Raw genomic sequence first — 25862 nt, 5'->3', positions numbered from 1 at the left:
CCTTGCAGGAAATTTACTGCGACTTTAGCAAAAAAAACGACTGAATTGATCGATGGTTGCGATTGCCGCGCTATTCGCGCGGCGTTTCATCCCAGCTATCGGGCGCAAGCTGTTGTCTGATATCAGGATAACGGCGCGGATCGAATTCTGGGCGCACCCCGAGTTTACGCTGGCGCAGATAGTCGCTGGCGATGGTATGGACAACCGGAGAAAGCAGCAGAATCGCCGTCAGGTTAGTGATGGCCATACAAGCCATAATGATGTCGGCCAACTGCCAGACGAGTGGGAAGCTGACTAACGTTCCCCCAACAACGGTACTCACGGTAGCGATACGTAATAGCCAGATGACGCGGATGTTGTCCAGCTTCAGGAAAACGAGGTTGTTTTCCGCATAAATGTAGTTGGCGACGATAGAGCTAAAGGCAAACAGAATCACAATAAAAGCCACGAATCCGGCTCCCCATTCACCCGTCAGCGAGACCATGGCTCTTTGCAGCAACTGGATGCCTTCCATTGGCACATAAGTGGTGCCATTACCCGCCAGTAAAATGATCATTGCGCTGGCCGTACAAAGAATTAGCGTATCGCCCAATACACCAATCATTTGCACAATGCCTTGTGCTGCAGGGTGTGGCGGCCAGGATGCTGCCGAGGCAGCTGCGTTCGGGGTTGAGCCCATTCCGGCTTCATTAGAGAACATACCGCGTTGAAAGCCGCTGGCAATAGCCTGGCTCAGCGTATACCCGGCGGCACCGGCCGCGGCCTCCTGCCAGCCAAAGGCGCTTTTTATGATGGTCATGATAATGCCGGGGAGCTGTCCGAAATGCCAAAGGCAGATGACGAGGCTACAACCGATCCACAGCAGCGCCATCATCGGAACAAACCATTGCATCAGGCGTGCGACGCCTTTAATGCCGCCGACGATGACCACTAATGACGCGATTGCCAGTGCGATACCGGATAAGAGGGGAGGGATGTCAAAAGCAAAATCCAGCGCACGAGAGACTGAGTTCGCCTGAACGCTGTTAAAAATCAGGCCATAGGCAATGAGTAAAAAGATGGCAAACAGCACGCCCATCCAGCGCATGCCCAGCCCACGGGCCATATACCATGCAGGACCGCCGCGAAACTGTCCCTTGCTGTCGCGCTCTTTATACAGTTGGGCAAGTGAGCACTCAGCGAATGAGGTTGCCATACCAATGACCGCCGAGACCCACATCCAGAAAATGGCTCCCGCGCCGCCGGCGGCGATCGCCAACGCCACACCTGCCAGATTTCCGCTACCGACGCGCGCGGCAAGACTGGTGCACAATGCCTGAAAGGAAGTTAAACCGCCCGGCTGCGGGCTGATGCTGTTTTTAAGACTTTTGCCAAACTGGCGAATATAGCGGAACTGCACGAACCCTGTACGCCAGGTGAACCAACATCCTGCGCCAAGCAGGAGGTAGATCATCACCGATCCCCAGAGTATTTCATTAATAAATGAGAAAAAATCAGGCATTAACATCCCTCTTGTTGATGCCGGTAAGCGCGAATAATCCCGTGTAAGCGCTACCAATTATCGACCAGTATATACCTTATAAGGTGATTGATTGCGGGAGTTTACCATAACAATGGGTATATCTTTAATTGCGCATCACGGGCTGTGAGATGCGTAATCAGGGCTGAGCAGCGGGTCGGACAATCCAGGCGGTTGCGCTGAGAGTGCGTCGTGCTATCATCAGGGAAGATCGGTTACATCCCCCTAACAAGCTGTTTAAAGAGAATCGCTATCATGACGGACAAATTGACCTCCCTTCGTCAGTTCACCACAGTAGTGGCCGACACCGGAGACATCGCGGCAATGAAGCTGTATCAGCCTCAGGATGCCACAACTAACCCTTCTCTCATTCTTAACGCAGCGCAGATCCCAGAATACCGCAAGCTGATTGATGATGCTGTAGCCTGGGCTAAGCAGCAGAGCAACGACCGCGCGCAGCAGATCGTCGACGCGACCGACAAACTGGCAGTAAATATCGGTCTGGAGATCCTGAAACTGGTCCCGGGTCGTATCTCTACTGAAGTTGACGCTCGTCTGTCCTACGACACCGACGCGTCCATCGCGAAAGCAAAACGTCTGATCAAAATGTACAACGATGCTGGCATCAGCAACGATCGCATTCTGATCAAACTGGCTTCAACCTGGCAGGGCATCCGTGCCGCTGAGCAGCTGGAAAAAGAAGGCATCAACTGTAACCTGACTCTGCTGTTCTCCTTCGCGCAGGCGCGCGCATGTGCAGAAGCAGGCGTATACCTGATTTCTCCGTTTGTTGGTCGTATTCTGGACTGGTACAAAGCCAACACCGACAAGAAAGAGTATGCACCGGCAGAAGATCCGGGTGTGGTTTCCGTAACCGAAATCTACGAGTACTACAAACAGCACGGTTACGAAACCGTGGTGATGGGTGCGAGCTTCCGTAACGTCGGCGAAATCATTGAGCTGGCAGGCTGCGATCGTCTGACGATTGCACCAGCACTGCTGAAAGAGCTGGCGGAAAGCGAAGGCACTATCGAACGTAAACTGTCCTTCTCTGGCGAAGTGAAAGCGCGTCCTGCACGCATCACCGAAGCTGAGTTCCTGTGGCAGCACAACCAGGATCCGATGGCTGTAGACAAACTGGCGGACGGTATCCGTAAGTTTGCTGTAGACCAGGGTAAACTGGAAAAAATGATCGGCGATCTGCTGTAATCATTAACGCGTGGCCCGGATATGGGTCACGCTACCTCTTCTGAAACCTGTCTGTCCTTCCCTTCGCAGTGTATCATTCTGTTTAACGAGACTGTTTAAACGGAATAATCATGAATACTTTACGCATTGGCTTGGTTTCCATTTCTGACCGTGCTTCCAGCGGCGTTTACCAGGATAAAGGCATCCCGGCCCTTGAAGAGTGGCTGGCATCTGCCCTTACCACCCCTTTTGAGCTGCAAACGCGACTGATCCCGGATGAACAGGCGATCATCGAACAGACCTTATGTGAGCTGGTGGATGAAATGAGCTGTCATCTGGTGCTGACTACCGGCGGAACGGGTCCGGCCCGCCGCGATGTAACGCCTGATGCCACGCTGGCCGTAGCCGACCGCCAGATGCCGGGCTTTGGCGAGCAGATGCGCCAGATAAGCCTGCACTTTGTGCCAACGGCTATTCTCTCCCGCCAGGTTGGTGTGATTCGTAAACAGGCGCTGATCCTGAATCTGCCTGGCCAGCCAAAATCGATCAAAGAAACGCTGGAAGGCGTGAAAGATGCTGACGGTAAGGTTATCGTGCCGGGTATATTTGCAAGTGTACCGTATTGTATACAGTTGCTGGATGGGCCGTATGTGGAAACCGCGCCGGCTGTAGTAGCATCTTTTCGTCCTAAAAGCGCAATTCGCGATACAAACGCCTGAAAGTAGCTCGATCGTGACATAAGTGCCAATGATAGTGGAGTATTGAATTGTTTACGATATAGTAATTTTTGCTTTACATATATCGAAAGACAGATTCAATAACTCCACTGACTCATGGTTTGCTATGTCACAACACACTCGACCGCTGAATCGCCAGGATTATAAAACTCTTACGCTTGCTGCCCTCGGCGGTGCGCTTGAGTTTTATGATTTCATTATCTTCGTCTTCTTTGCCGCTGTTGTTGGCGAACTCTTCTTCCCGGCAGATATTCCTGAATGGCTACGTCAGGTGCAAACCTTCGGTATTTTTGCCGCCGGATATCTGGCGCGTCCGCTGGGTGGCATCATCATGGCGCACTTTGGCGATCTGGTCGGGCGTAAGAAAATGTTCACCCTGAGCATTTTGCTGATGGCGATACCGACGCTGGCGATTGGTCTTTTGCCTACCTACGCCTCAATGGGGATCCTCGCGCCGCTGCTGTTACTGCTGATGCGCATTTTGCAAGGCGCTGCCATCGGTGGAGAAGTGCCGGGCGCGTGGGTGTTCGTGGCGGAACACGTACCGGAGCGCCGCATCGGCATTGCCTGTGGCACGCTGACCGCCGGGCTGACGGTGGGGATTCTGCTGGGATCGGTGGTTGCAACGCTGGTGAATACCAGCCTGACGCAGCAGGCGGTGCATGACTACGGCTGGCGTATCCCGTTCCTGCTGGGGGGCGTGTTTGGGCTGGTGGCGATGTACCTGCGTCGCTGGTTGCAGGAAACGCCCATCTTCCTCGAAATGCAGCAGCGTAAAGCGCTGGCGCAAGAGCTACCGGTGAAGTCGGTGGTGAGCAAACATAAAAAAGCGGTGGTCATTTCCATGCTGCTGACCTGGCTGTTATCGGCCGGGATTGTGGTGGTGATCCTGATGTCGCCAGTCTGGTTGCAGAAGCAGTATGGCTTTGCACCCGCGCTAACGTTACAGGCTAACAGTGTCGCTACCATTATGCTGTGCGTCGGTTGTCTGCTGGCCGGGTTTATTGTCGACCGGGTCGGCGCCAGCAAAACTTTTATTGTCGGTAGCCTGCTGCTGGCTTGCTCGAGCTGGTTTTTCTATCACCTGACCGGCAGCCATCCTCAGCACTTGTTCTTGTTATACGGGCTGGTAGGGTTGTGCGTTGGTGTGGTGGGAGCAGTGCCTTATGTGATGGTGCGGGCGTTTCCGGCAGAGGTCCGCTTTACCGGAATCTCCTTTTCTTACAACGTGTCGTACGCCATTTTTGGTGGTCTGACGCCAATCGCCGTGACGATGTTAATGAGCGTGTCGCCAATGGCTCCGGCCTGGTATGTGCTGGCGTTATCGCTGGTGGGGTTAGGTCTGGGGATTTGGCTGCGACAGGATATTTATCATCGCGATACGAGTGTACAGGGAGAGTTACAGCGCTTGTAAGGAATATCCCCCCGTTCGGGGGGATAGCGTCAGTTTAGTGCGCTTCACCGATCGGCAGGATGGTACGGCCAAACTGTTCGTTCAGCACTTCACCCATCGCCAGGTAAATGGCGCTTGCGCCACACACTAAGCCAATCCAACCGGCAACGTGAATGATCGCTTCGTTACCTGCAATGTTGCCAACCGCCAGCAGTGCGAACAGCACTGTCAGGCTCAGGAAGACAAACTGCAACGCGCGGTTAGCTTTCAGCGTGCCGAAGAACATGAACAGTGTGAACACGCCCCACAGACCCAGGTACACGCCCAGGAACTGACCATTGGTTGCATCCGCCAGGCCCATTTTCGGCATGATCAGGATTGCAACCAGCGTCAGCCAGAACGAACCGTAGGAGGTAAAGGCGGTTAAACCGAAGGTGTTGCCTTTTTTATATTCCAGCAGACCGGCAAATATTTGCGCGATACCGCCGTAGAAAATGCCCATCGCCAGAATAATAACGTCAAAGGCGAAGAAACCCGCGTTGTGCAGGTTAAGCAGAATGGTGGTCATGCCAAAGCCCATCAGGCCCAGCGGTGCCGGATTAGCCAACTTAGTGTTGCCCATAATTCCTCAAAATCATCATTGATTGAATGGTGAAATAGTTTCCCCAAATAACGATCACTGTCTTCGGGGCGCGGCATGATAATCAGGGGAGAGGGCACTGTCTATGATCTAACGAAGGGAAAATGAATTATTTTCCCTGTGATGGGCATCACGTTTACGCATGGTTGATCATTTTGCTAAGACAGACGATTTGAAGTACCACCGGGAACTGAGGGATTTGGTGGACGATCTGGTGAGAAATACCCATAGCCAGATGGCGCTGCTTCATGCGCGCGGCAGTGGTTATTCCAGTTCAAAGGCTTTCGCATCAACCGCGTGTCTGCCCCGCATGTTTTCTATGGCTTCTGAATCAAAATGAGTGAAATTAGTCGTCGCCAATAACTTTCAGCGTTGCCATATCAGAGGAGTTTACCGACTGGCCTGAGAAGGTGATTTTGGACACGCAGCGTTTGTTGTCGTTGTCGCTATTAATATTGATCCAGTTGGTCGTTTGTCCCTCTTTAATGGATGACGGGATGTTCAGGCTTTGGCTGGAAGTGCGCGCTGCTTTGAAGTAGACGGATGCGCCGTTAAGTTTAATATCGCCGCGATCGGCGGTGAGCTGAATGCGCTTTACTACCCGGCAAACGGGTATTCTCAGCGTGAGATCGTTGGTTGCGTTGCGGGGCATGGCAATCATCCCCAGAACTTTATGATCGTTAGCGTGCGCGGCGCTGCTCAGCAGCAGGCCCATAAGCAGGCTGGTGGAAAGGGTTAACACGGATTTCATGGAATTTCTCTTTGACGGCTGTAAAAGTGTGTGACATCAGACCATCTTACCGCCGACGGGAAACCGTTTCATGGTCGTAATCTTTTCTTTTTATTACAATTTTCACATGAATAACCGTGCTGGTGTTGATTTGTTTTGTGAATTGATTTTGATTGGAAACTATTTGTTTTTTTGCCTTTCTGCCTTTTTACCTTAATTTTATCGCCACTGTGCTAAAAAAAATTTTCATGCCCCCCTTGATGACGTGGGTTACGACCCCATCTTGTAGACAACCGCAGTGGTGAGTCTGAAAAAAAACGATTCAGGGTAGTTGAAACCGCACGTTTCGCCCTTATTACAGATTCACAACCACATGATGACCGAATTTTTAGTGGAGACGTTTAGATGGGTAAAATTATTGGTATCGACCTGGGTACTACCAACTCTTGTGTAGCGATTATGGATGGCACTACTGCACGTGTGCTGGAGAACGCCGAGGGCGATCGCACCACGCCTTCTATCATTGCTTATACCCAGGATGGTGAAACTCTGGTTGGTCAGCCGGCTAAACGTCAGGCAGTGACAAACCCGCAAAACACCCTGTTTGCGATTAAACGCCTGATTGGCCGCCGCTTCCAGGACGAAGAAGTACAGCGTGATGAAGCCATCATGCCGTACAAAATCATCGGTGCTGACAACGGTGATGCATGGATTGATGTAAAAGGTCAGAAAATGGCACCGCCGCAGATTTCTGCTGAAGTGCTGAAAAAAATGAAGAAAACGGCTGAAGATTACCTGGGCGAACCGGTAACTGAAGCGGTTATCACCGTACCTGCATACTTCAACGATGCTCAGCGTCAGGCAACCAAAGACGCCGGTCGTATCGCAGGTCTGGAAGTAAAACGTATCATCAACGAACCGACCGCAGCGGCGCTGGCTTACGGTCTGGATAAAGAAGTCGGCAACCGTACTATCGCGGTTTATGACCTCGGTGGTGGTACTTTCGATATCTCTATTATCGAAATCGACGAAGTTGACGGCGAAAAAACTTTCGAAGTTCTGGCAACCAACGGTGATACCCACCTGGGTGGTGAAGACTTCGACAGCCGTATGATCAACTACCTGGTTGACGAATTTAAGAAAGATCAGGGTATCGACCTGCGTAACGACCCGCTGGCGATGCAGCGTCTGAAAGAAGCCGCTGAGAAAGCGAAGATCGAATTGTCTTCCGCTCAGCAGACCGACGTGAACCTGCCGTACATTACTGCAGACGCGACTGGTCCGAAACACATGAACATCAAAGTGACCCGTGCGAAACTGGAAAGCCTGGTTGAAGACCTGGTTAACCGTTCTATCGAGCCGCTGAAAGTTGCTCTGCAGGATGCTGGTCTGTCTGTTTCCGACGTTCAGGACGTTATCCTGGTCGGTGGTCAGACTCGTATGCCGATGGTACAGAAGAAAGTTGCTGAGTTCTTCGGTAAAGAGCCGCGTAAAGACGTTAACCCGGACGAAGCAGTGGCAATCGGTGCTGCCGTTCAGGGTGGTGTATTGACCGGTGATGTGAAAGACGTGCTGCTGCTGGACGTTACCCCGCTGTCTCTGGGTATCGAAACCATGGGTGGCGTGATGACTCCACTGATCGCGAAAAACACCACTATCCCGACCAAGCACAGCCAGGTGTTCTCTACCGCTGAAGACAACCAGTCTGCGGTAACCATCCACGTGCTGCAGGGTGAACGTAAACGCGCCGCTGATAACAAAGATCTGGGTCAGTTTAATCTGGATGGTATCAGCCCGGCTCCGCGCGGTATGCCGCAGATCGAAGTTACTTTTGACATCGATGCCGACGGTATCCTGCACGTTTCCGCGAAAGACAAAAACAGCGGTAAAGAGCAGAAGATCACCATCAAGGCTTCTTCTGGTCTGAACGAAGAAGAAATTCAGAAAATGGTTCGCGAAGCAGAAGCGAACGCAGAATCTGACCGTAAGTTTGAAGAGCTGGTTCAGACTCGTAACCAGGGTGACCATCTGCTGCACAGCACTCGTAAGCAGGTTGAAGAAGCAGGCGACAAACTGCCAGCTGATGACAAAACTGCCATCGAGTCTGCACTGACCGCGCTGGAAACTTCTCTGAAAGGTGAAGACAAAGCGGATATCGAAGCGAAAATGCAGGCGCTGGCACAGGTTTCCCAGAAACTGATGGAAATCGCTCAGCAGCAGCACGCACAGCAGCAGGCTGGCGCAGCAGGCGCTGATGCTTCTGCAAACAACGCGAAAGATGACGACGTTGTCGATGCCGAGTTTGAAGAAGTGAAAGACAAAAAATAATCGCCCTTTGAACGGGTAATTACTGGCACGGGCGAAGAGGTTTCCTCTCCGCCCGTGCACGCATGTTAGGGGCAGATAAAAAGAGATGGCTAAGCAAGACTATTACGAGATTTTAGGCGTTTCCAAATCAGCGGAAGAGCGTGAAATCAAAAAGGCCTACAAGCGCCTGGCCATGAAATTTCACCCGGACCGCAACCAGGGTGATAAAGAGGCCGAAGCCAAGTTTAAAGAGATCAAAGAAGCGTACGAGATCCTGACCGATGCGCAAAAACGTGCGGCTTACGATCAGTACGGTCATGCAGCGTTTGAGCAAGGCGGCATGGGCGGCGGCGGTTTTGGCGGCGGGGCTGACTTCAGCGATATCTTTGGTGACGTGTTTGGCGATATTTTTGGCGGCGGTCGTGGTCGTCAGCGCGCCTCACGTGGTGCTGATTTACGTTACAACATGGATCTCACTCTGGAAGAAGCCGTGCGTGGCGTCACCAAAGAGATCCGTATTCCGACTCTGGAAGAGTGTGACGTCTGCCACGGCAGCGGTGCGAAGTCAGGCACTCAGCCGCAGACCTGTCCAACCTGTCATGGTTCTGGTCAGGTACAGATGCGTCAGGGCTTTTTTGCCGTACAGCAGACCTGTCCACACTGTCAGGGCCGCGGTACGCTGATCAAAGATCCGTGCAACAAATGCCACGGTCATGGTCGCGTTGAGAAAAGCAAAACGCTGTCCGTTAAGATCCCTGCAGGGGTTGATACCGGTGACCGTATTCGTTTAGCGGGTGAAGGTGAAGCCGGTGAACATGGCGCACCAGCAGGTGATTTGTACGTTCAGGTGCAGGTAAAACAGCACCCAATTTTCGAACGTGAAGGCAATAACCTGTACTGCGAAGTACCGATTAACTTTGCGATGGCAGCGCTGGGCGGCGAGATTGAAGTCCCAACGCTGGACGGTCGCGTGAAGCTAAAAATTCCGGGCGAAACGCAAACTGGCAAACTTTTCCGCATGCGTGGAAAGGGCGTCAAGTCTGTACGCGGTGGCGCTCAGGGCGACCTGCTGTGCCGCGTGGTGGTTGAAACCCCTGTGGGCCTGAACGACAAGCAGAAGCAACTGCTCAAAGATCTGCAGGACAGCTTTGGCGGCCCGACCGGAGAACAAAACAGTCCGCGCTCCAAAAGCTTCTTCGACGGTGTGAAGAAGTTCTTTGACGATCTGACGCGCTAAGCTTACTGCCGTATATTCTAAAAAGCCTGAAATTGGAAAATCTCAGGCTTTTATTTTTGGTTCTGTTCTCACTTCCACTCCAGGCTTACCTGTTCAACAACGATATTTGTCTCTGCTTTCTCCGGCAAGGTATGTGCGACACTTGCAAATCCGGGTAATGTCTTCCATACCAATGGGTCTCCAATAACAAAAATGTGTTTTTTAGCACGGGTAAGGGCCACGTTCAGAAGATTAGGTTTGCTCGAAGCCCATTCTGCGCCGCCGCGATTGTGTACATCACATCCAAGAACAAAAATAACGATGTCGTTTTCTTTCCCCTGAAAAGTATGGACTGTACCAACACAGCTTTTTTGCCACTCTTTAATTTCTTTATGTTTTAGTCGCGGTGAGTATTGTTGCCAGCTGGCCAGCTCTCTTTGTTCAATCAGTTCCAACAAAGCATATTTAACAGCCTTGAATGGAGTAATAACGTAAATAGACCCCAGATCTATATTTTCCGTGAGTAGACGGTCCAGCAGTGTAATCAGGCTTTGACCGTGACTATCTCGGTACTGCTTGTCTCCCAAACCGCCTCTTGAAACCAACCAGTGGTTTTCAAGTTCGCCATTGACAAGACGGCTACAGATTTTGTCTGTATCAAGCCCGTGAATCATCCGGTTATTGTATGCCAGTTTATTAGCAATACTGAACATGGGTTCGATACAACGGCGATGTACCCATAATGGGATCCCAATCCAGATGTTATTGTTCATCATCTCTAATTTGCAGCCCCAATGATTGACGCGATCGGCAACCTGTTGGACTGAGAGCTTTTCTGGATTCCACTTTTCAGCATGCTCGTGTAGAAGGTCCTGACAAAGGTGCCTAACCAGTGATGGAGAGGTGGTGAATACAGGCTCAATCTGTAACGGATCGCCCACAACGAGTACGCGTTTGGCGCGCCATATAGCGCCGACGGCCTGTTGAGGTGATGCCTGGCCAGCTTCATCGATCATTACCCAGCCAAGCTCGCCGCCTTTTACTCCATGCAGCATACGTCCCACTGAGGCAAAGGTTGTAGAGAGTACCGGGACAAACATGCATAACGTTTGCCACCAGGGGAGTGGCGTGGGCTCAAGATGAGGGGAATTTAAAAAATTCCTCAGGCGGAGCAGGAACATTTCTCTAAAGCGATCAACGCTCCACATTGCCTCGTAAAGCCAGGCTTGATGAAGATCCATCGCAGCCATAAACAACAGTGAGCGTTGGCGGTTGATCTGAGCGTTTTGCCAGAATGCGGTGCGCTGTAAGCCAGCATTATCGATGGGTTTATGGCTATCAGGTAGAGCTATTCCTGAAAACTTATCCTTCAGGCCCCGCAATTTTTGTTCTATTTCCTCGCGCTGCAGGGCAATCCTGTCTATTTCTTGCTGTAAGCGGCGTTTTTGGGCGTCTGCCTCATTCAGTTGTTTACGCTGTTCAGAAATGAGCTGTGTTTTGTGTATTAATGATGCGCTAAGCGTTAAAAGATGCTGTTGTGTGTTACGTAATGATGTCTGGTAAGTCTGTACCTTTTTACGATTGAGCAAACGAGTCAGCAGGCCAGGTGCATCGGCTTCTTCTATTTTTTGCTGTTGCTTGGCATGCTGAATCTGTTTTTCAATTACGTCCTGCTCAGCTTCAAATTCCTTAAGTGCGCTAAGCCGCTCTTGACATCGCACTGCCGCTTTTGCCATGTCCGAAGACAAAACATCAGATGAACAGTAAGGTTTTTTTGCCAGCAGTTCGGCTAATTCTGCTAACTGTTTTTGCAGCTCTTCTGTTGTTTTCAGGCAGTGAATGAAATGCTGCTTTGCTGCGGTAAAAGAGAGTTTATTGTGGCAAGACTTCCAGCGCCAAAGGCTGAGAAAGTTTTCGTTGTCCGGTCTAGCCATTTCGACTGATGTGTCGCGTAAAAAATGCTCATCAAACAGTAATCTTTGGGCGAATTTTGTACGATTTGTTTTTCTTCCAAGAGCTACTGAAATTAATCCCCAACACTGTTTTTCTGTCGCAAGAGGACGAAAGAGATGGTAATTACGCTCAGTTCCTTTTCCATCTTTATCTCTTTTATGCGCAGATTTGGGCAGGGATTTTGCTGCAACTTGATTTGCGGTCGGTGACAAATAGTCAAGAGAACGAAATTCTTCGGCCAGCGATTTCTTTTGCGGTAATTCGTTAGAGATATTTTCTACGGCTGCATTATTGGATGAGGCCACAATCATTTCGAAACCGGTCAGTTCCGGGACGATAAAGCCTTCATGGGTAAGCGTATCTTCCACATTGCTGAAGCCCGCAAGGATTCTCGCTCGTTCAACGACATTATGCGCAACTAAATCACGCAGCAACGTCGTTTTCCCCGTTCCCGGAGGCCCATTTACTGATAGTAATCCACCTTCAGCAAGCTCTTCTACCGCCGTATTTATTGCAAACTGCTGCATTAATGACATCGCGTGCTCTGGCTCTGAAGGCCAACGCCCCAGAGGCATTTTAGTCGGATGCAGCTTATCGATAATGGCTGTTAGTCCTTTCTGAGAATAGAGATCCGGGTTTCTGTGAACAAGGTGAGTGAGGTAAGTATTGAGTGTTCGGCATCGAGTGTCTTCCAATGATGACATTGCATCTTCAATATCCTCAAAAAAGAAGCTATTTAAGATGGGAAGTACTAATGCCTTTTCATTGTCGCTTATGAGGTCTTCCGTTTCGCTAGCTTCTTCTTGTTCCGTGTCCTGGCTCTCATTGTTGCCGTTAAACCAGTCAATTTGTATTGCATATTGCCATTCAGGTGCAAAGTCCGCCCATGATGTTAAATGAGTGTCGAGCAGCGTGAGAATATTGCTTGCGCGCAATACTCCCGGGCCTTTTTCCCTTACGGGCTCTAACGTAACGCAGAAATCATTGAATGTATCGGCAAGATGCATACAATCGACCGCGAAGACTGATGAGTCGAGTTTGTGGAATTGACGTTTTTTAAGATGGCCCAACGCCCAGGGTAGCGAACTTACCGACAGTTTATCTCTCGTGGGTACACCTTCTCCGTTCAACTGCATCTTAGCAAAACAGGTTGTCCCTTCCTGATCCAAGCGCTGTTCGCATTCGTCGTCATTTTCCTCATTTGTTCCAAGAACCTCCTGACTAATACGGCTGACGATATTTTTCTCAAATAGCCCTACGTGAACAATAAATGATGCCTTCGGCGGAATGTCATATTGCTGGCGTAATTTCTCTGAATGCCACGGAAGTGAAGCATCACCTAATGTAATGAGTTTTTTTAGTGGGATCAGCAGGCTTTTATCTTTTCTTTCAAGCGTATAAGGCTGAAAAAATTCTATGCGTTGCCAGGTTCTCAATATTTCTTGCGGGAGAGGTGTCGAGTCCATCTTAGCTCTTTGATTATTATCCCAATATATCAATGAATACGAGAATACTCTGATCCAAGAATTTTTGAAGATCTGAGAGGAGGAATCATTCTCTCTGGCGGTAATGGCACAGGCAGAACATCTTGATGATTGCTGAAATTTTTACTCGTAAAATCCGATCTATCCATAATGAATAATCTAATTTTAACGAGCTTTTTGAGGGTGTAAGATAGTATTTACGAAGTATTCACCCAATAGAGAGAATAAAAGTGAAACATCTGCATCGTTTTTTTAGTAGTGACGCCTCGGGGGGCATCATTCTGATCATCGCAGCCGTGGTCGCTATGCTGATGGCAAATATCGGGGTTACCAGCGGATGGTACCACGCCTTTTTGGAAACGCCCGTTCAACTGCGGGTTGGCGCGCTTGAGATCAACAAAAATATGCTGCTGTGGATCAACGACGCGTTGATGGCGGTGTTCTTCCTGTTGATTGGTCTGGAGGTGAAGCGCGAGTTAATGCAAGGCTCGCTGGCCAGCCTGCGTCAGGCGGCGTTTCCGATCATTGCCGCTATCGGGGGCATGATTGTCCCGGCGCTGCTGTACCTGGCATTCAACTATGCCGATCCCATCACCCGTGAAGGGTGGGCGATCCCGGCGGCAACGGATATCGCTTTTGCATTAGGTGTGCTGGCGCTGTTGGGCAGCCGTGTGCCGCTGGCGTTGAAAATCTTCCTGATGGCGTTGGCGATTATTGATGACCTCGGCGCTATCGTCATCATCGCGCTGTTCTATACCAGCGATCTCTCGCTGCTGTCGCTGGGTGTTGCCGCATGCGCGATCCTCGTTCTGGCGGCATTGAATCTGTGCGGTGTAAGACGCACCGGTATTTATATTCTGGTTGGCGTAGTGCTGTGGACGGCTGTACTGAAGTCCGGTGTGCATGCAACCCTGGCGGGCGTGATCGTGGGCTTCTTCATTCCATTGAAGGAAAAACACGGACGTTCACCGGCGAAGCGACTGGAGCATGTTCTGCATCCATGGGTGGCATACCTGATCCTGCCACTGTTTGCCTTCGCTAACGCAGGCGTTTTACTGCAGGGCGTCACTATTGATGGACTGACCTCGATATTACCGCTGGGGATCATTGCCGGCCTGTTGATTGGCAAACCGTTGGGTATCAGTCTGTTTTGCTGGCTGGCGTTACGCCTCAAGGTGGCGCAATTGCCGGAAGGAACGAATTTCCAGCAGATTATGGCGGTCGGTATTCTTTGCGGCATTGGCTTTACGATGTCGATTTTTATTGCCAGCCTGGCGTTTGGCAACGTCGATCCTGAGCTGATTAACTGGGCGAAACTGGGGATCCTGATTGGCTCCTTACTGTCGGCGGTTATTGGTTACAGCTGGTTACGCACTCGGTTGAACGCGTCAGCCTGACGGGATAACCCTTTTGTGACAATTTTCAGGGAGAGAGTATGTCTCATATAAACTACAACCACCTGTACTACTTTTGGCATGTCTATAAAGAAGGTTCGGTGGTTGGTGCAGCAGAAGCGCTTTATCTGACACCGCAGACCATTACCGGGCAGATTAAAGCGCTTGAGGAACGCTTGCAGGGAAAGCTGTTCAAGCGCAAGGGGCGTGGGCTGGAGCCCAGTGAGTTAGGCGAATTGGTTTTTCGTTATGCGGATAAGATGTTCACCTTAAGCCAGGAAATGCTGGATATCGTGAACTACCGCAAAGAGTCTAATTTACTGTTCGATGTCGGTGTGGCAGATGCGTTGTCCAAGCAGCTGGTCAGCAGCGTGCTGGATGCCGCTGTGGTTGAAGATGAACAAATCCATCTGCGTTGTTTTGAATCAACGCATGAGATGCTGTTGGATCAACTCAGTCAGCATAAGCTGGATATGATCATCTCCGACTGCCCGATCGATTCTACGCAGCAGGAAGGGTTGTTCTCAGTGCGGATAGGCGAGTGCAGCGTGAGTTTTTGGTGCACCAAACCGCTGCCTGAAAAACCATTTCCGGCCTGTCTGGAAGAGCGCCGATTGTTGATCCCTGGGCGCCGTTCGATGCTCGGACGTAAGTTGCTGAACTGGATCAACTCACAAGGATTGAATGTCGAGATCCTCGGCGAGTTTGACGACGCTGCGCTGATGAAAGCGTTTGGGGCAACGCATAATGCTATTTTTGTTGCACCTACGCTGTATTCGCACAATTTCTATGCCGATGATTCTATTGTTGAAATTGGACGCGTAGAAAATGTGATGGAAGAGTATCACGCCATATTTGCGGAAAGGATGATCCAGCATCCGGCGGTGCAGCGTATCTGCAATGCGGACTACTCGGCGCTCTTTACGCCAACGAACAAATGACAGACATAAAAAAACCCGCTTGCGCGGGTTTTTTCACAAAGCGACAACAAGCAGGCGATTAAGCCAGTTTGTTGATCTGTGCAGTCAGGTTTGCTTTATGACGTGCAGCTTTGTTTTTGTGGATCAGACCTTTAGCAGCCTGACGGTCCACGATTGGTTGCATTTCGTTAAATGCTTTCAGTGCAGTAGCTTTGTCGCCAGCTTCGATAGCTGCGTATACTTTCTTGATGAAAGTACGCATCATAGAGCGACGGCTAGCGTTGTGCTTGCGGGCCTTTTCAGACTGAACGGCGCGCTTCTTAGCTGATTTGATATTAGCCAAGGTCCAACTCCCAAATGTGTTCTATATGGACAATTCAAAGGCCGAGGAATATGCCCTTTTAGCCTTCTTTTGTCAATGGATTTGTGCAAATAAGCGCCGTTTAAATTGCAGCACTCGTTGCGTAGTGATGGCGCAGGATTCTACCAGCTTGCGTGGCGTGAATACAGCTTTTCCACGAGAAAAATTGCATTGGCGTGCCCGTGAAGGTCTGCAATTTGTTTCATAACAATGAAAACAATCCTCTTTCTGTTTCGTAGAAACAATCGCCGGTTAACGTTGACCGCGGTACAGGGTATACTTTCACGATTTTCACTGTTTTGAGCCAGACATGAAGCTGATACGAGGCATACATAATCTCAGTCAGGCCCCGCATGGGTGTGTGCTGACTATTGGTAATTTCGACGGCGTGCACCGTGGTCACCGTGCGTTGCTGCAGGGTTTACGGGAAGAAGGGCGCAAACGCAATTTACCGGTGATGGTGATGATTTTCGAGCCGCAGCCGCTAGAGCTGTTTGCGACCGACAAGTCACCTGCGCGCCTCACTCGCCTGCGCGAAAAACTGCGTTATCTGGCGGAATGCGGCGTGGACTACGTGCTGTGCGTGCGTTTTGACAGGCGCTTTGCGGCATTAACGGCGCAGACCTTCATCAGCGATCTGCTGGTTAAGCGCCTTGGTGTACAATTTCTTGCCGTTGGTGATGATTTCCGCTTTGGCGCTAGCCGTGCGGGCGATTTCTTGTTATTACAGGAAGCGGGCGCTGAGTATGGTTTTGATATCACCAGCACCCAAACCTTCTGCGAAGGCGGTGTGCGCATTAGCAGCACCGCGGTACGTCAGGCGCTGGCAGAAGATAACCTGCAACTGGCCGAAAGCCTGCTTGGGCATCCTTTTACTATCTCAGGACGTGTCGTTCACGGTGATGAATTAGGGCGCACCATCGGTTTTCCGACGGCAAACTTACCGCTGCGTCGCCAGGTTTCTCCGGTGAAAGGGGTTTATGCAGTTGAAGTGATGGGACTGGGTGACAAACCGTTACCCGGCGTCGCCAACATCGGCACCCGCCCGACGGTAGCAGGCGTACGCCAACAGTTGGAAGTGCATCTATTGGACGTTGTAATGGACCTGTATGGTCGCCATATAGATGTAGTACTGCGTAAAAAAATACGCAGCGAACAGCGATTTGCCTCGCTGGATGAGCTAAAAGCGCAGATTGCGCGTGATGAGTTGACTGCCCGTGAATTTTTTGGGCTAACAAAACCGGCTTAATGCCTATACGAGTTTTAAATACGGAACCGAGAATCTGATGAGTGACTATAAATCAACCCTGAATTTGCCGGAAACAGGGTTCCCGATGCGCGGCGATCTCGCCAAGCGCGAACCGGGAATGCTGGCGCGTTGGACTGATGATGACCTGTACGGCATCATTCGTGCGGCCAAAAAAGGCAAAAAAACCTTCATTCTGCATGATGGCCCTCCTTATGCGAATGGCAGCATTCATATTGGTCACTCGGTTAACAAGATTCTGAAAGACATTATCGTGAAGTCCAAAGGACTCACGGGTTATGACTCGCCTTACGTTCCGGGCTGGGACTGCCACGGTCTGCCGATCGAGCTGAAAGTAGAGCAGGAATACGGCAAACCGGGCGAGAAGTTTACCGCCGCTGAGTTCCGTGCCAAGTGCCGCGAATACGCAGCGACCCAGGTTGACGGTCAGCGTAAAGACTTTATCCGTCTTGGCGTACTGGGCGACTGGTCGCATCCGTACCTGACCATGGACTTCAAAACCGAAGCCAACATCATTCGTGCGCTGGGTAAAATCATCGGTAACGGTCACTTGCACAAAGGTGCGAAGCCGGTGCACTGGTGCGTTGACTGCCGTTCCGCGCTGGCGGAAGCGGAAGTTGAGTATTATGACAAAACCTCCCCGTCCATCGACGTGGCGTTCCACGCCGCCGATCAGGACGCAGTGAAAGCGAAATTTGGCGTTTCTGACGTCAACGGCCCGATCTCTCTGGTTATCTGGACCACTACCCCGTGGACGTTACCGGCGAACCGCGCAATCTCTCTGGCACCTGATTTTGACTATGCGCTGGTGCAGATTGACGGCCAGGCTGTGATTCTGGCGAAAGATCTGGTTGAAAGCGTCATGCAGCGTATTGGCGCGGCTGAATACACCATTCTCGGCACCGTTAAAGGCGCTGAGCTGGAACTGCTGCGCTTTACCCATCCGTTTATGGGCTTTGATGTGCCAGCTATCCTTGGCGATCACGTTACGCTGGATGCGGGTACCGGTGCGGTTCATACCGCTGGCGGTCACGGTCCGGATGACTACGTCATCAGCCAGAAATACGGTCTGGAAATCGCTAACCCGGTTGGCCCGGACGGCGCATACCTGGCGGGTACTTATCCGGATCTGGACGGCGTGAACGTCTTTAAAGCCAACGACAAAATCGTTGCGCTGCTGAGCGAAAAAGGTGCGCTGCTGCACGTTGAGAAGATGCAGCACAGCTACCCATGCTGCTGGCGTCACAAGTCACCGATCATCTTCCGTGCGACGCCGCAGTGGTTCGTCAGCATGGATCAGAAAGGCCTGCGCGCGCAGTCCCTGAAAGAGATCAAAGGCGTGCAGTGGATCCCGGACTGGGGCCAGGCGCGTATTGAATCGATGGTTGCCAACCGCCCTGACTGGTGTATCTCTCGTCAGCGTACGTGGGGTGTGCCGATGTCTCTGTTTGTTCACAAAGACACCGAAGAGCTGCATCCGCGCGCTATCGAACTGATGGAAGAAGTGGCTAAACGCGTTGAAGTTGACGGCATCCAGGCGTGGTGGGATCTCGATCCGAAAGATATCCTCGGTGACGAAGCTGACCAGTATGTCAAAGTCCCGGATACGCTGGACGTGTGGTTCGACTCTGGTTCAACCCACTCCTCCGTCGTGGACGTACGTCCTGAGTTTGCAGGCCATGCGGCAGATATGTATCTGGAAGGCTCTGACCAGCACCGTGGCTGGTTCATGTCATCTCTGATGATCTCCACCGCCATGAAAGGCAAAGCACCTTATCGCCAGGTACTGACTCACGGTTTCACCGTTGATGGTCAGGGCCGTAAGATGTCCAAGTCTATCGGTAACACCGTTTCTCCGCAGGATGTGATGAACAAACTGGGCGCGGATATTCTGCGTCTGTGGGTGGCTTCAACCGACTATACCGGTGAAATGGCCGTTTCTGACGAAATTCTGAAACGTGCTGCCGACAGCTATCGTCGTATCCGTAACACCGCGCGCTTCCTGCTGGCGAACCTGAATGGGTTCGATCCGGTTAAAGACATGGTGAAACCGGAAGAGATGGTGGTGCTGGACAGGTGGGCGGTAGGTTGTGCGCAAGCGGCGCAGGACGAAATCCTGAAAGCCTATGAAGCCTATGACTTCCACGAAGTGGTACAGCGCCTGATGCGCTTCTGCTCCGTCGAAATGGGTTCGTTCTACCTTGACATCATCAAAGACCGTCAGTACACCGCAAAAGCGGACAGCGTGGCGCGTCGTAGCTGCCAAACTGCGCTGTTCCATATCGCTGAAGCGCTGGTTCGTTGGATGGCGCCGATCATGTCCTTCACCGCCGATGAAATCTGGGGCTACCTGCCGGGCGATCGTGAGAAGTACGTCTTTACCGGTGAGTGGTACGAAGGTCTGTTTGGCTTAGGCGAAACCGAAGCGATGAACGATGCCTTCTGGGACGAGCTGTTGAAAGTGCGTGGCGAAGTGAACAAAGTCATCGAACAGGCGCGTGCGGATAAGAAAGTCGGTGGTTCTCTGGAGGCTGCAGTGACCCTGTACGCTGAACCTGAGCTGGCGGCGAAACTGACCGCGCTGGGCGAAGAGTTGCGTTTTGTACTGCTGACCTCTGGTGCGACGGTTGCGGATTATGCAGCGGCTCCTGCTGATGCTCAGCAGAGCGAACTGCTCAAAGGTCTGAAAATCGTACTGAGCAAAGCCGAAGGTGAGAAATGCCCGCGCTGCTGGCATTACACTACCGACGTCGGCCAGGTGGCGGAACATGCAGATATCTGCGGACGCTGTGTCAGCAACATCGCCGGTGATGGCGAACAACGTAAGTTTGCCTGATGAGTAAGCCTCTTTGTTCAACAGGACTACGCTGGCTGTGGCTGGTGGTAGTCGTGCTGATTATCGATTTAGGCAGCAAATACCTGATCCTCCAGAACTTTGCTCTGGGGGATACGGTGTCGCTGTTTCCGTCGCTTAATCTGCACTACGCGCGTAACTATGGTGCGGCGTTTAGCTTCTTAGCCGACAGCGGCGGCTGGCAACGTTGGTTCTTTGCCGGAATCGCCATCGGTATTTGCGTCATCCTGATGGTGATGATGTATCGCTCGAAGGCGACCCAGAAGCTGAACAACATCGCGTATGCGTTAATCATTGGCGGTGCACTGGGCAACTTGTTCGACCGCCTGTGGCACGGCTTCGTGGTTGATATGATTGACTTTTACGTCGGCGACTGGCATTTCGCGACCTTCAATCTGGCCGATACTGCTATCTGTATCGGCGCGGCATTGATTGTTCTCGAAGGCTTCCTGCCGTCGAAAGAGAAAAAAGCCGCATAAAAAAATGCCGGATGGCGCTATGCTAATCCGGCCTACAATATACTGCGATCCTTGTTGGCCCGGTAAGCGTATCGCCACCGGGCAAACAGGCGGCAGCAATTTTAAAGAGCAACCTGCATGTCTAAATCAGTACAGAGTAACAGTGCGGTGCTGGTGCACTTCACCCTTAAGCTCGACGATGGCTCCACCGCAGAGTCAACCCGCAATAACGGCAAGCCTGCGCTGTTTCGCTTGGGCGACGGTTCTCTGTCTGAAGGACTGGAACAACACCTGCTGGGGCTAAAAGAAGGTGATAAAACCACTTTTGCTCTGGAACCGGATGCCGCCTTTGGCGTGTCAAGTCCGGACTTAATTCAGTATTTCTCGCGTCGGGAATTTATGGACGCGGGCGAGCCAGAAATTGGCGCTATCATGCTCTTTACCGCAATGGACGGCAGTGAGATGCCTGGCGTGATCCGCGAAATCAACGGTGATTCGATCACGGTTGATTTCAACCATCCGCTGGCCGGGCATACCGTTCATTTTGATATTGAAGTACTGGAAGTCGAACCGGCACTGGAGGCGTAAAATGCAGATCCTGTTGGCCAACCCGCGCGGTTTTTGCGCTGGCGTAGACCGCGCTATCAGCATTGTGGAAAACGCGCTGGCTATTTATGGCGCACCGATTTATGTCCGTCACGAGGTGGTGCATAACCGCTATGTGGTGGATAGCCTGCGCGAGCGCGGCGCTATTTTTATCGAGCAAATCAGCGAAGTGCCGGATGGCGCGATCCTGATTTTCTCCGCTCATGGCGTATCTCAGGCGGTGCGTAACGAAGCCAAAGGCCGTGACCTCACGGTTTTTGATGCGACCTGCCCGCTGGTAACGAAAGTGCATATGGAAGTTGCCCGCGCCAGTCGTCGTGGCGAAGAATCCATTCTGATTGGGCACGCCGGGCACCCGGAAGTCGAAGGCACAATGGGCCAGTACAGCAACCCGCAAGGGGGAATGTATCTGGTTGAATCACCGGATGATGTGCTGAAACTGAATGTGAAAAATGAAGGAAAATTATCCTTCATGACGCAGACAACGCTTTCCGTTGACGACACTTCTGACGTTATTGATGCGCTGCGTCAACGCTTCCCGAAAATTGTCGGGCCGCGCAAAGACGATATCTGTTATGCCACCACCAACCGTCAGGAAGCGGTTCGCGCGCTGGCGGAACAGGCTGATGTTGTGCTGGTGGTCGGCTCGAAGAACTCCTCTAACTCCAACCGTCTGGCTGAACTGGCCCAGCGAATGGGGAAAGCGGCGTATTTGATTGACGATGCGACCGACATTCAGGAAGCGTGGGTGAAAGAAGCGAAGTGTGTGGGCGTGACGGCCGGAGCCTCGGCGCCGGATATCCTGGTGCAAAACGTGATTGCTCGCCTGCAAGAGCTTGGCGGTGGGGAAGCGATCCCACTGGAAGGCCGCGAAGAGAACATCGTTTTCGAAGTGCCGAAAGAGCTGCGTGTGGATGTTCGTGAAGTAGAGTAAGTCTTTCCGGTTACGATTATGAGAAGATGCCAGACTTAACGTCTGGCATTTTTTATGGAGAAACCATGCGCTTACCGATCATTCTTGATACCGATCCCGGCATTGATGATGCCGCGGCCATTGCCGCCGCGCTGTTTGCCCCTGAGCTGGATCTGCAACTGATGACCACGGTAGCAGGCAATGTGTCGGTGGAAAAAACCACCCGTAATGCGTTGCAACTGCTGCACTTCTGGAATGCGGATGTTCCGCTGGCGCAGGGAGCATCAATGCCGCTGGTGCGACCGCTGCGTGATGCCGCTTCCGTGCACGGCGAGTCCGGTATGGAAGGGTATGAATTTGTCGAGCACGACCGGCAGGCGATGGCAAAACCCGCCTTCCAGGCGATTCGCGATGCGCTGATGCATGCCCCGCAGCCCGTGACGCTGGTGGCAATTGGCCCGCTGACCAACATTGCGCTGCTGCTGACCCATTATCCTGAATGCGTATTCAACATTCACCGTCTGGTGATTATGGGCGGCTCTGCCGGACGCGGGAACTTCACACCCAACGCCGAGTTTAATATTGCTATCGATCCCGAGGCCGCCGCGAAAGTCTTCCAGAGCGGGCTGGAGATTGTGATGTGTGGGCTGGATGTCACTAATCAGGCTATGCTCGCCCCGGACTATCTGGCGACGCTCCCCCAACTTAACCAGACGGGGAAAATGCTGCATGCGCTGTTTAGCCATTACCGTAGCGGCAGTATGAATACGGGGCTGCGAATGCACGATCTGTGCGCTATTGCCTGGCTGGTGCGCCCGGAACTATTTACCCTGCAGTCGTGTTTCGTGGCGGTTGAAACCCAGGGCGAATATACCTCGGGTACGACGGTGGTGGACATCGAAGGGCGCCTGGGGCATCCGGCAAATGCGCAGGTTGCGCTGGGCCTGAACGTTGAAGGTTTCCAGCAGTGGGTGGCAGAGGTATTTGCCCGCGCGCTGTAATCAGGTGTTGTGCAACGGCACCTTCTCACTGAGATAATCAATCATCGCCCGCATTCTGGCGGGCATATGTTGATTGCGCGTCCATAGCAGCCACAGTTCCCCGCTGTAGTCGCTGATAAATTCCCATTCTGGCAGTACCTGGACAATCTCGCCATTGGCGAGTGCCTCGCTGGCGGTGAACAGTGGCAGGCTGCCGATTCCCAGATCCTTTTTTACCGCGTCCAGACGCACACCGGTGTGGTTGGCGGCGTAACGGCCATAAGTCTGAATGGTCTCCATGCGCTCACCGCGTCGAAACTTCCAACGTGAATCCGCAGGTGTCTCGCCAAGACTGATACAGCTATGCTCGCGCAGTGCCTGCGGATGCTCGGGCGTACCGTGCTTGCGTAAGTATTCGGGGGTTGCGCATATCACATGACTGACCGGCATCAGCGGTTTCCCGTACAGGCCCGGGGAGGGCGACTGGCTGATGCGCAGTGCAAGGTCGACGCCGTCGTCGATTAAATCCATATACCGGTCTTCCAGCCGAAGGCAGACGTCCACTTGCGGGTAGCGCGCAAAGAATTCGGCCATCAGCGGATGAATGACAAATCGCCCCACCGCTTTCGGCACGCTGAGGGTCAGTTGCCCTTGCGCGATGGTTTGTCGACTGCTGCCTGAGTCGACAGCCATTTGTGCCGCATGCAGCATTTCCTGCGCGTGTGCATACACAATTTTGCCCGTTTCGCTGAGCGCCAACTTGCGCGTCGTACGGTGCAGCAGCTTACTGCCCAACGCCTTCTCAAGACGTGAAGCGCTGCGGCTAATAGCGGAAGGCGTAGCACCCGAGGCTTTGGCGGTGGCGGAGAAGCTCCCTTGCTCGATAATCAACACAAAGGTAGCAAGGTCGGGAAGAAGGTTAGGATTCATTTGTGCGTACCAGGCAAAGATGCATTGAACCAGCGCAGGATTATCGCCGTCAGTAAAGTGAATATACTCTTCCCATCAAAAGGAGAGCAATCATGACTGAACGTCTTTATTACACCAGCGATAACACTGAAGGCCAGGCTAACTTACTGAGTTGCTCGGCTGAGCCGGATGGACGGTACGCGGTGGTACTGGATAGAACTCTTTTTCACCCGCAGGGAGGCGGGCAGCCTGCGGATGCTGGCTGGATTGATGATGAGCGGGTTGAAACAGTCCTCGCGCGCGGTGACGATGTGGTGCACATCGTGGCAAAACCGCTCCTCCCCGGCATCGTGAACCTGCGTGTGGATGCCGCGCTGCGTCAACTGCACGCCCGCCTGCACTCGGCAGGACATCTTATCGGCCTGGCGGGTACAGCGTTCGGCTGGCTCCCGGTGAAAGCACACCATTGGCCCAATGAGGGGCGCATTACTTTCGCCGCCGGTGAAAACGGCACGTTACCGGATACGCTATCGCTGCAGGAGAAAATCAACGCCTGGCAGGCAGACAATCTCTCCAGACAAGTGACATTCACCGATGGGTTGCGGCAGGTTGGATTTGGTCATCTCCTTGCTTATCCCTGCGGAGGGACGCATGTTGCGCATCTCTCTGAGATTGGGCCGGTGACGATTACTCAGGTGAAGATGAAAAAAGGGCAAATGATCGTCAACTACACGCTCGTGCCATAAAACCACACTCGCGAAAATATCTACGCAGACTGGCTGGTTTGTGCTCGTATTTCCGTCGTTTTCCCATCATTTTGCGCCATACTGAGTAAGTTTGACTTCTTTCCTGTGCTCCAGCAATGATTCATCCTGCGGGATGAATCATGTCTTTTACTGATATTCCCCTCTGTTTATCATTAAATTCTAATTATGGGTGTTTTCAGCTAGCGGCCTCCGGGCGCGCTGGTTACTCTGAAAACGGTTTACGCAATTTTTATAAAAGAGAATAGCTATGCATGAAGCACAAATCCGTGTCGCAATTGCCGGCGCCGGTGGCCGCATGGGACGGCAGTTAATCCAGGCCGCCATGGCGATGGAAGGTGTTCAATTGGGTGCCGCGTTAGAGCGCGAAGGCTCGTCCTTACTGGGAAGTGATGCCGGAGAATTAGCGGGGGCCGGAAAAACGGGCGTTACCGTGCAAAGCAGCCTTGACGCGGTGAAAGATGATTTCGATGTTTTCATCGATTTTACCCGTCCGGAAGGCACGCTGGCGCATCTGGCGTTTTGTCGTCAGCACGGTAAAGGGATGGTGATTGGCACCACCGGCTTTGACGATGCCGGTAAACAGGCTATTCGTGATGCCGCGCAGGAGATTGCGATCGTTTTCGCCGCGAACTTTAGCGTCGGCGTGAACGTTATGCTTAAGCTGCTGGAAAAGGCGGCGAAAGTGATGGGCGATTACACCGATATCGAGATTATTGAAGCCCACCACCGCCATAAAGTGGATGCGCCGTCAGGTACTGCGCTGGCGATGGGCGAGGCAATTGCCGGGGCGCTGGATAAAGATTTAAAAGAGTGCGCTGTCTATTCACGAGAAGGTTACACCGGCGAGCGCGTACCGGGCACGATCGGTTTTGCCACGGTGCGGGCGGGGGATATCGTCGGTGAGCATACCGCGATGTTTGCTGATATTGGCGAGCGTATTGAGATCACGCATAAAGCGTCCAGCCGCATGACTTTTGCCAATGGCGCAGTGCGATCGGCGATTTGGCTAAAATCAAAGTCAAATGGTCTTTTTGATATGAAAGATGTGCTTGATTTACGCAATTTATAGCTTTTATTACCCTTCGTGATGTGGTTATTGTAATCATAATTTATTGATTACATAGGGCAATATTTTATTGCCCTTTTATTTTTGGGTTTTTGATGTGTTTTTTATATTAAATCGTCATTTATCTGTGTTTTGTTGGGTGTTTCTGTTATCTCAATGTAAATTTTGATCAAATGGTCCACTTTTTTCTCTCTCGCATT

21 protein-coding genes and 1 pseudogene are annotated in these 25862 nt (G+C 51.9%); 16 read left to right on the top strand and 6 right to left on the bottom strand.

Going from position 1 to position 25862, the window contains the following annotated elements; all coding sequences use genetic code 11:
• Positions 1-70: 70 nt before the first annotated feature.
• Positions 71-1501: an alanine/glycine:cation symporter family protein gene (locus OGY37_RS22860; RefSeq protein ID WP_286621973.1), complete on the bottom strand. Its 1431-nt coding sequence runs from the start codon at positions 1499-1501 to the stop codon at positions 71-73.
• 273 nt (positions 1502-1774) lie between these two features.
• On the opposite strand from OGY37_RS22860, the gene tal reads away from it, so the two are divergent.
• From tal to OGY37_RS22845, 3 genes are all read left to right on the top strand, one after another.
• A complete protein-coding gene (gene tal / locus OGY37_RS22855; protein ID WP_003829752.1) occupies positions 1775-2728 on the top strand; it encodes a transaldolase in 954 nt (317 codons plus the stop codon).
• A 110-nt stretch (positions 2729-2838) separates the two neighbouring features.
• Entirely contained in the window at positions 2839-3426 is a 588-nt protein-coding gene (gene mog / locus OGY37_RS22850) for a molybdopterin adenylyltransferase (RefSeq protein WP_003018973.1), read from the top strand.
• 124 nt (positions 3427-3550) lie between these two features.
• Complete coding sequence (locus tag OGY37_RS22845) at positions 3551-4858, top strand: MFS transporter (protein WP_003829746.1); 1308 nt, start codon at positions 3551-3553, stop codon at positions 4856-4858.
• A 34-nt stretch (positions 4859-4892) separates the two neighbouring features.
• Here OGY37_RS22845 and satP read toward each other — a convergent pair whose 3' ends face one another.
• Together satP and OGY37_RS22835 are read right to left on the bottom strand one after the other, a co-directional pair.
• The gene (gene satP / locus OGY37_RS22840) at positions 4893-5459 is read right to left on the bottom strand and encodes an acetate uptake transporter (RefSeq protein WP_003829744.1); all 567 of its coding nucleotides are present in this window, start codon (positions 5457-5459) and stop codon (positions 4893-4895) included.
• Between the two features lie 364 nt (positions 5460-5823).
• Positions 5824-6228 (bottom strand): DUF2541 family protein, encoded by a 405-nt coding sequence (locus OGY37_RS22835; RefSeq protein ID WP_181509548.1) that lies wholly within the window; start codon positions 6226-6228, stop codon positions 5824-5826.
• A 384-nt stretch (positions 6229-6612) separates the two neighbouring features.
• Here OGY37_RS22835 and dnaK point away from each other — a divergent pair, with 384 nt between their 5' ends.
• Positions 6613-8535 (top strand): molecular chaperone DnaK, encoded by a 1923-nt coding sequence (dnaK, locus tag OGY37_RS22830; protein ID WP_003829739.1) that lies wholly within the window; start codon positions 6613-6615, stop codon positions 8533-8535.
• 85 nt (positions 8536-8620) lie between these two features.
• Complete coding sequence (gene dnaJ / locus OGY37_RS22825; RefSeq protein ID WP_286621970.1) at positions 8621-9751, top strand: molecular chaperone DnaJ; 1131 nt, start codon at positions 8621-8623, stop codon at positions 9749-9751.
• A 68-nt stretch (positions 9752-9819) separates the two neighbouring features.
• Here dnaJ and OGY37_RS22820 read toward each other — a convergent pair whose 3' ends face one another.
• Complete coding sequence (locus tag OGY37_RS22820) at positions 9820-13149, bottom strand: DEAD/DEAH box helicase (RefSeq protein ID WP_286548859.1); 3330 nt, start codon at positions 13147-13149, stop codon at positions 9820-9822.
• Positions 13150-13397: 248 nt separating this feature from the next.
• On the opposite strand from OGY37_RS22820, the gene nhaA reads away from it, so the two are divergent.
• Positions 13398-14564: a Na+/H+ antiporter NhaA gene (gene nhaA / locus OGY37_RS22815; protein WP_286621968.1), complete on the top strand. Its 1167-nt coding sequence runs from the start codon at positions 13398-13400 to the stop codon at positions 14562-14564.
• Positions 14565-14602: 38 nt separating this feature from the next.
• Entirely contained in the window at positions 14603-15502 is a 900-nt protein-coding gene (gene nhaR, locus OGY37_RS22810; RefSeq protein ID WP_003829732.1) for a transcriptional activator NhaR, read from the top strand.
• Positions 15503-15560: 58 nt separating this feature from the next.
• Here nhaR and rpsT read toward each other — a convergent pair whose 3' ends face one another.
• Positions 15561-15824, bottom strand: coding sequence for a 30S ribosomal protein S20 (gene rpsT / locus OGY37_RS22805; protein WP_003018940.1), 264 nt, complete (start codon positions 15822-15824; stop codon positions 15561-15563).
• Between the two features lie 105 nt (positions 15825-15929).
• Here rpsT and OGY37_RS22800 point away from each other — a divergent pair.
• From OGY37_RS22800 to rihC, 7 genes and pseudogenes are all read left to right on the top strand, one after another.
• A pseudogene (locus tag OGY37_RS22800) lies at positions 15930-16145 on the top strand (DUF2575 domain-containing protein).
• A 7-nt stretch (positions 16146-16152) separates the two neighbouring features.
• Positions 16153-17091 (top strand): bifunctional riboflavin kinase/FAD synthetase, encoded by a 939-nt coding sequence (gene ribF, locus OGY37_RS22795; protein WP_003829725.1) that lies wholly within the window; start codon positions 16153-16155, stop codon positions 17089-17091.
• Between the two features lie 37 nt (positions 17092-17128).
• Positions 17129-19945: an isoleucine--tRNA ligase gene (gene ileS, locus OGY37_RS22790; RefSeq protein ID WP_003829724.1), complete on the top strand. Its 2817-nt coding sequence runs from the start codon at positions 17129-17131 to the stop codon at positions 19943-19945.
• Positions 19945-20442 carry a signal peptidase II gene (gene lspA, locus OGY37_RS22785; RefSeq protein ID WP_003018932.1) on the top strand — a complete coding sequence of 166 codons (498 nt, stop codon included), beginning with the start codon at positions 19945-19947 and terminating at the stop codon, positions 20440-20442. Before ileS ends, lspA begins: the two co-directional genes overlap by 1 nt.
• Positions 20443-20559: 117 nt before the next feature.
• Positions 20560-21009: an FKBP-type peptidyl-prolyl cis-trans isomerase gene (fkpB, locus tag OGY37_RS22780; RefSeq protein ID WP_003018929.1), complete on the top strand. Its 450-nt coding sequence runs from the start codon at positions 20560-20562 to the stop codon at positions 21007-21009.
• Between the two features lies 1 nt (position 21010).
• Complete coding sequence (gene ispH, locus OGY37_RS22775) at positions 21011-21961, top strand: 4-hydroxy-3-methylbut-2-enyl diphosphate reductase (RefSeq protein ID WP_003018925.1); 951 nt, start codon at positions 21011-21013, stop codon at positions 21959-21961.
• Positions 21962-22026: 65 nt separating this feature from the next.
• Positions 22027-22941: a ribonucleoside hydrolase RihC gene (gene rihC / locus OGY37_RS22770; protein WP_125362749.1), complete on the top strand. Its 915-nt coding sequence runs from the start codon at positions 22027-22029 to the stop codon at positions 22939-22941.
• On the opposite strand, the gene OGY37_RS22765 is transcribed toward rihC, so the two are convergent.
• Positions 22942-23850 carry a LysR family transcriptional regulator gene (locus tag OGY37_RS22765; RefSeq protein ID WP_286621966.1) on the bottom strand — a complete coding sequence of 303 codons (909 nt, stop codon included), beginning with the start codon at positions 23848-23850 and terminating at the stop codon, positions 22942-22944.
• A gap of 92 nt (positions 23851-23942) precedes the next feature.
• On the opposite strand from OGY37_RS22765, the gene OGY37_RS22760 reads away from it, so the two are divergent.
• Positions 23943-24575, top strand: coding sequence for an alanyl-tRNA editing protein (locus OGY37_RS22760; RefSeq protein ID WP_003829712.1), 633 nt, complete (start codon positions 23943-23945; stop codon positions 24573-24575).
• Between the two features lie 268 nt (positions 24576-24843).
• Positions 24844-25665, top strand: coding sequence for a 4-hydroxy-tetrahydrodipicolinate reductase (dapB, locus tag OGY37_RS22755; protein WP_003829711.1), 822 nt, complete (start codon positions 24844-24846; stop codon positions 25663-25665).
• Positions 25666-25862 lie beyond the last annotated feature (197 nt).

Source organism: Citrobacter sp. Cpo030 (genome assembly GCF_030333005.1).
Taxonomy (GTDB): Bacteria; Pseudomonadota; Gammaproteobacteria; order Enterobacterales; family Enterobacteriaceae; genus Citrobacter; species Citrobacter portucalensis.
This window is presented reverse-complemented; position numbering and strand designations above follow the sequence as displayed.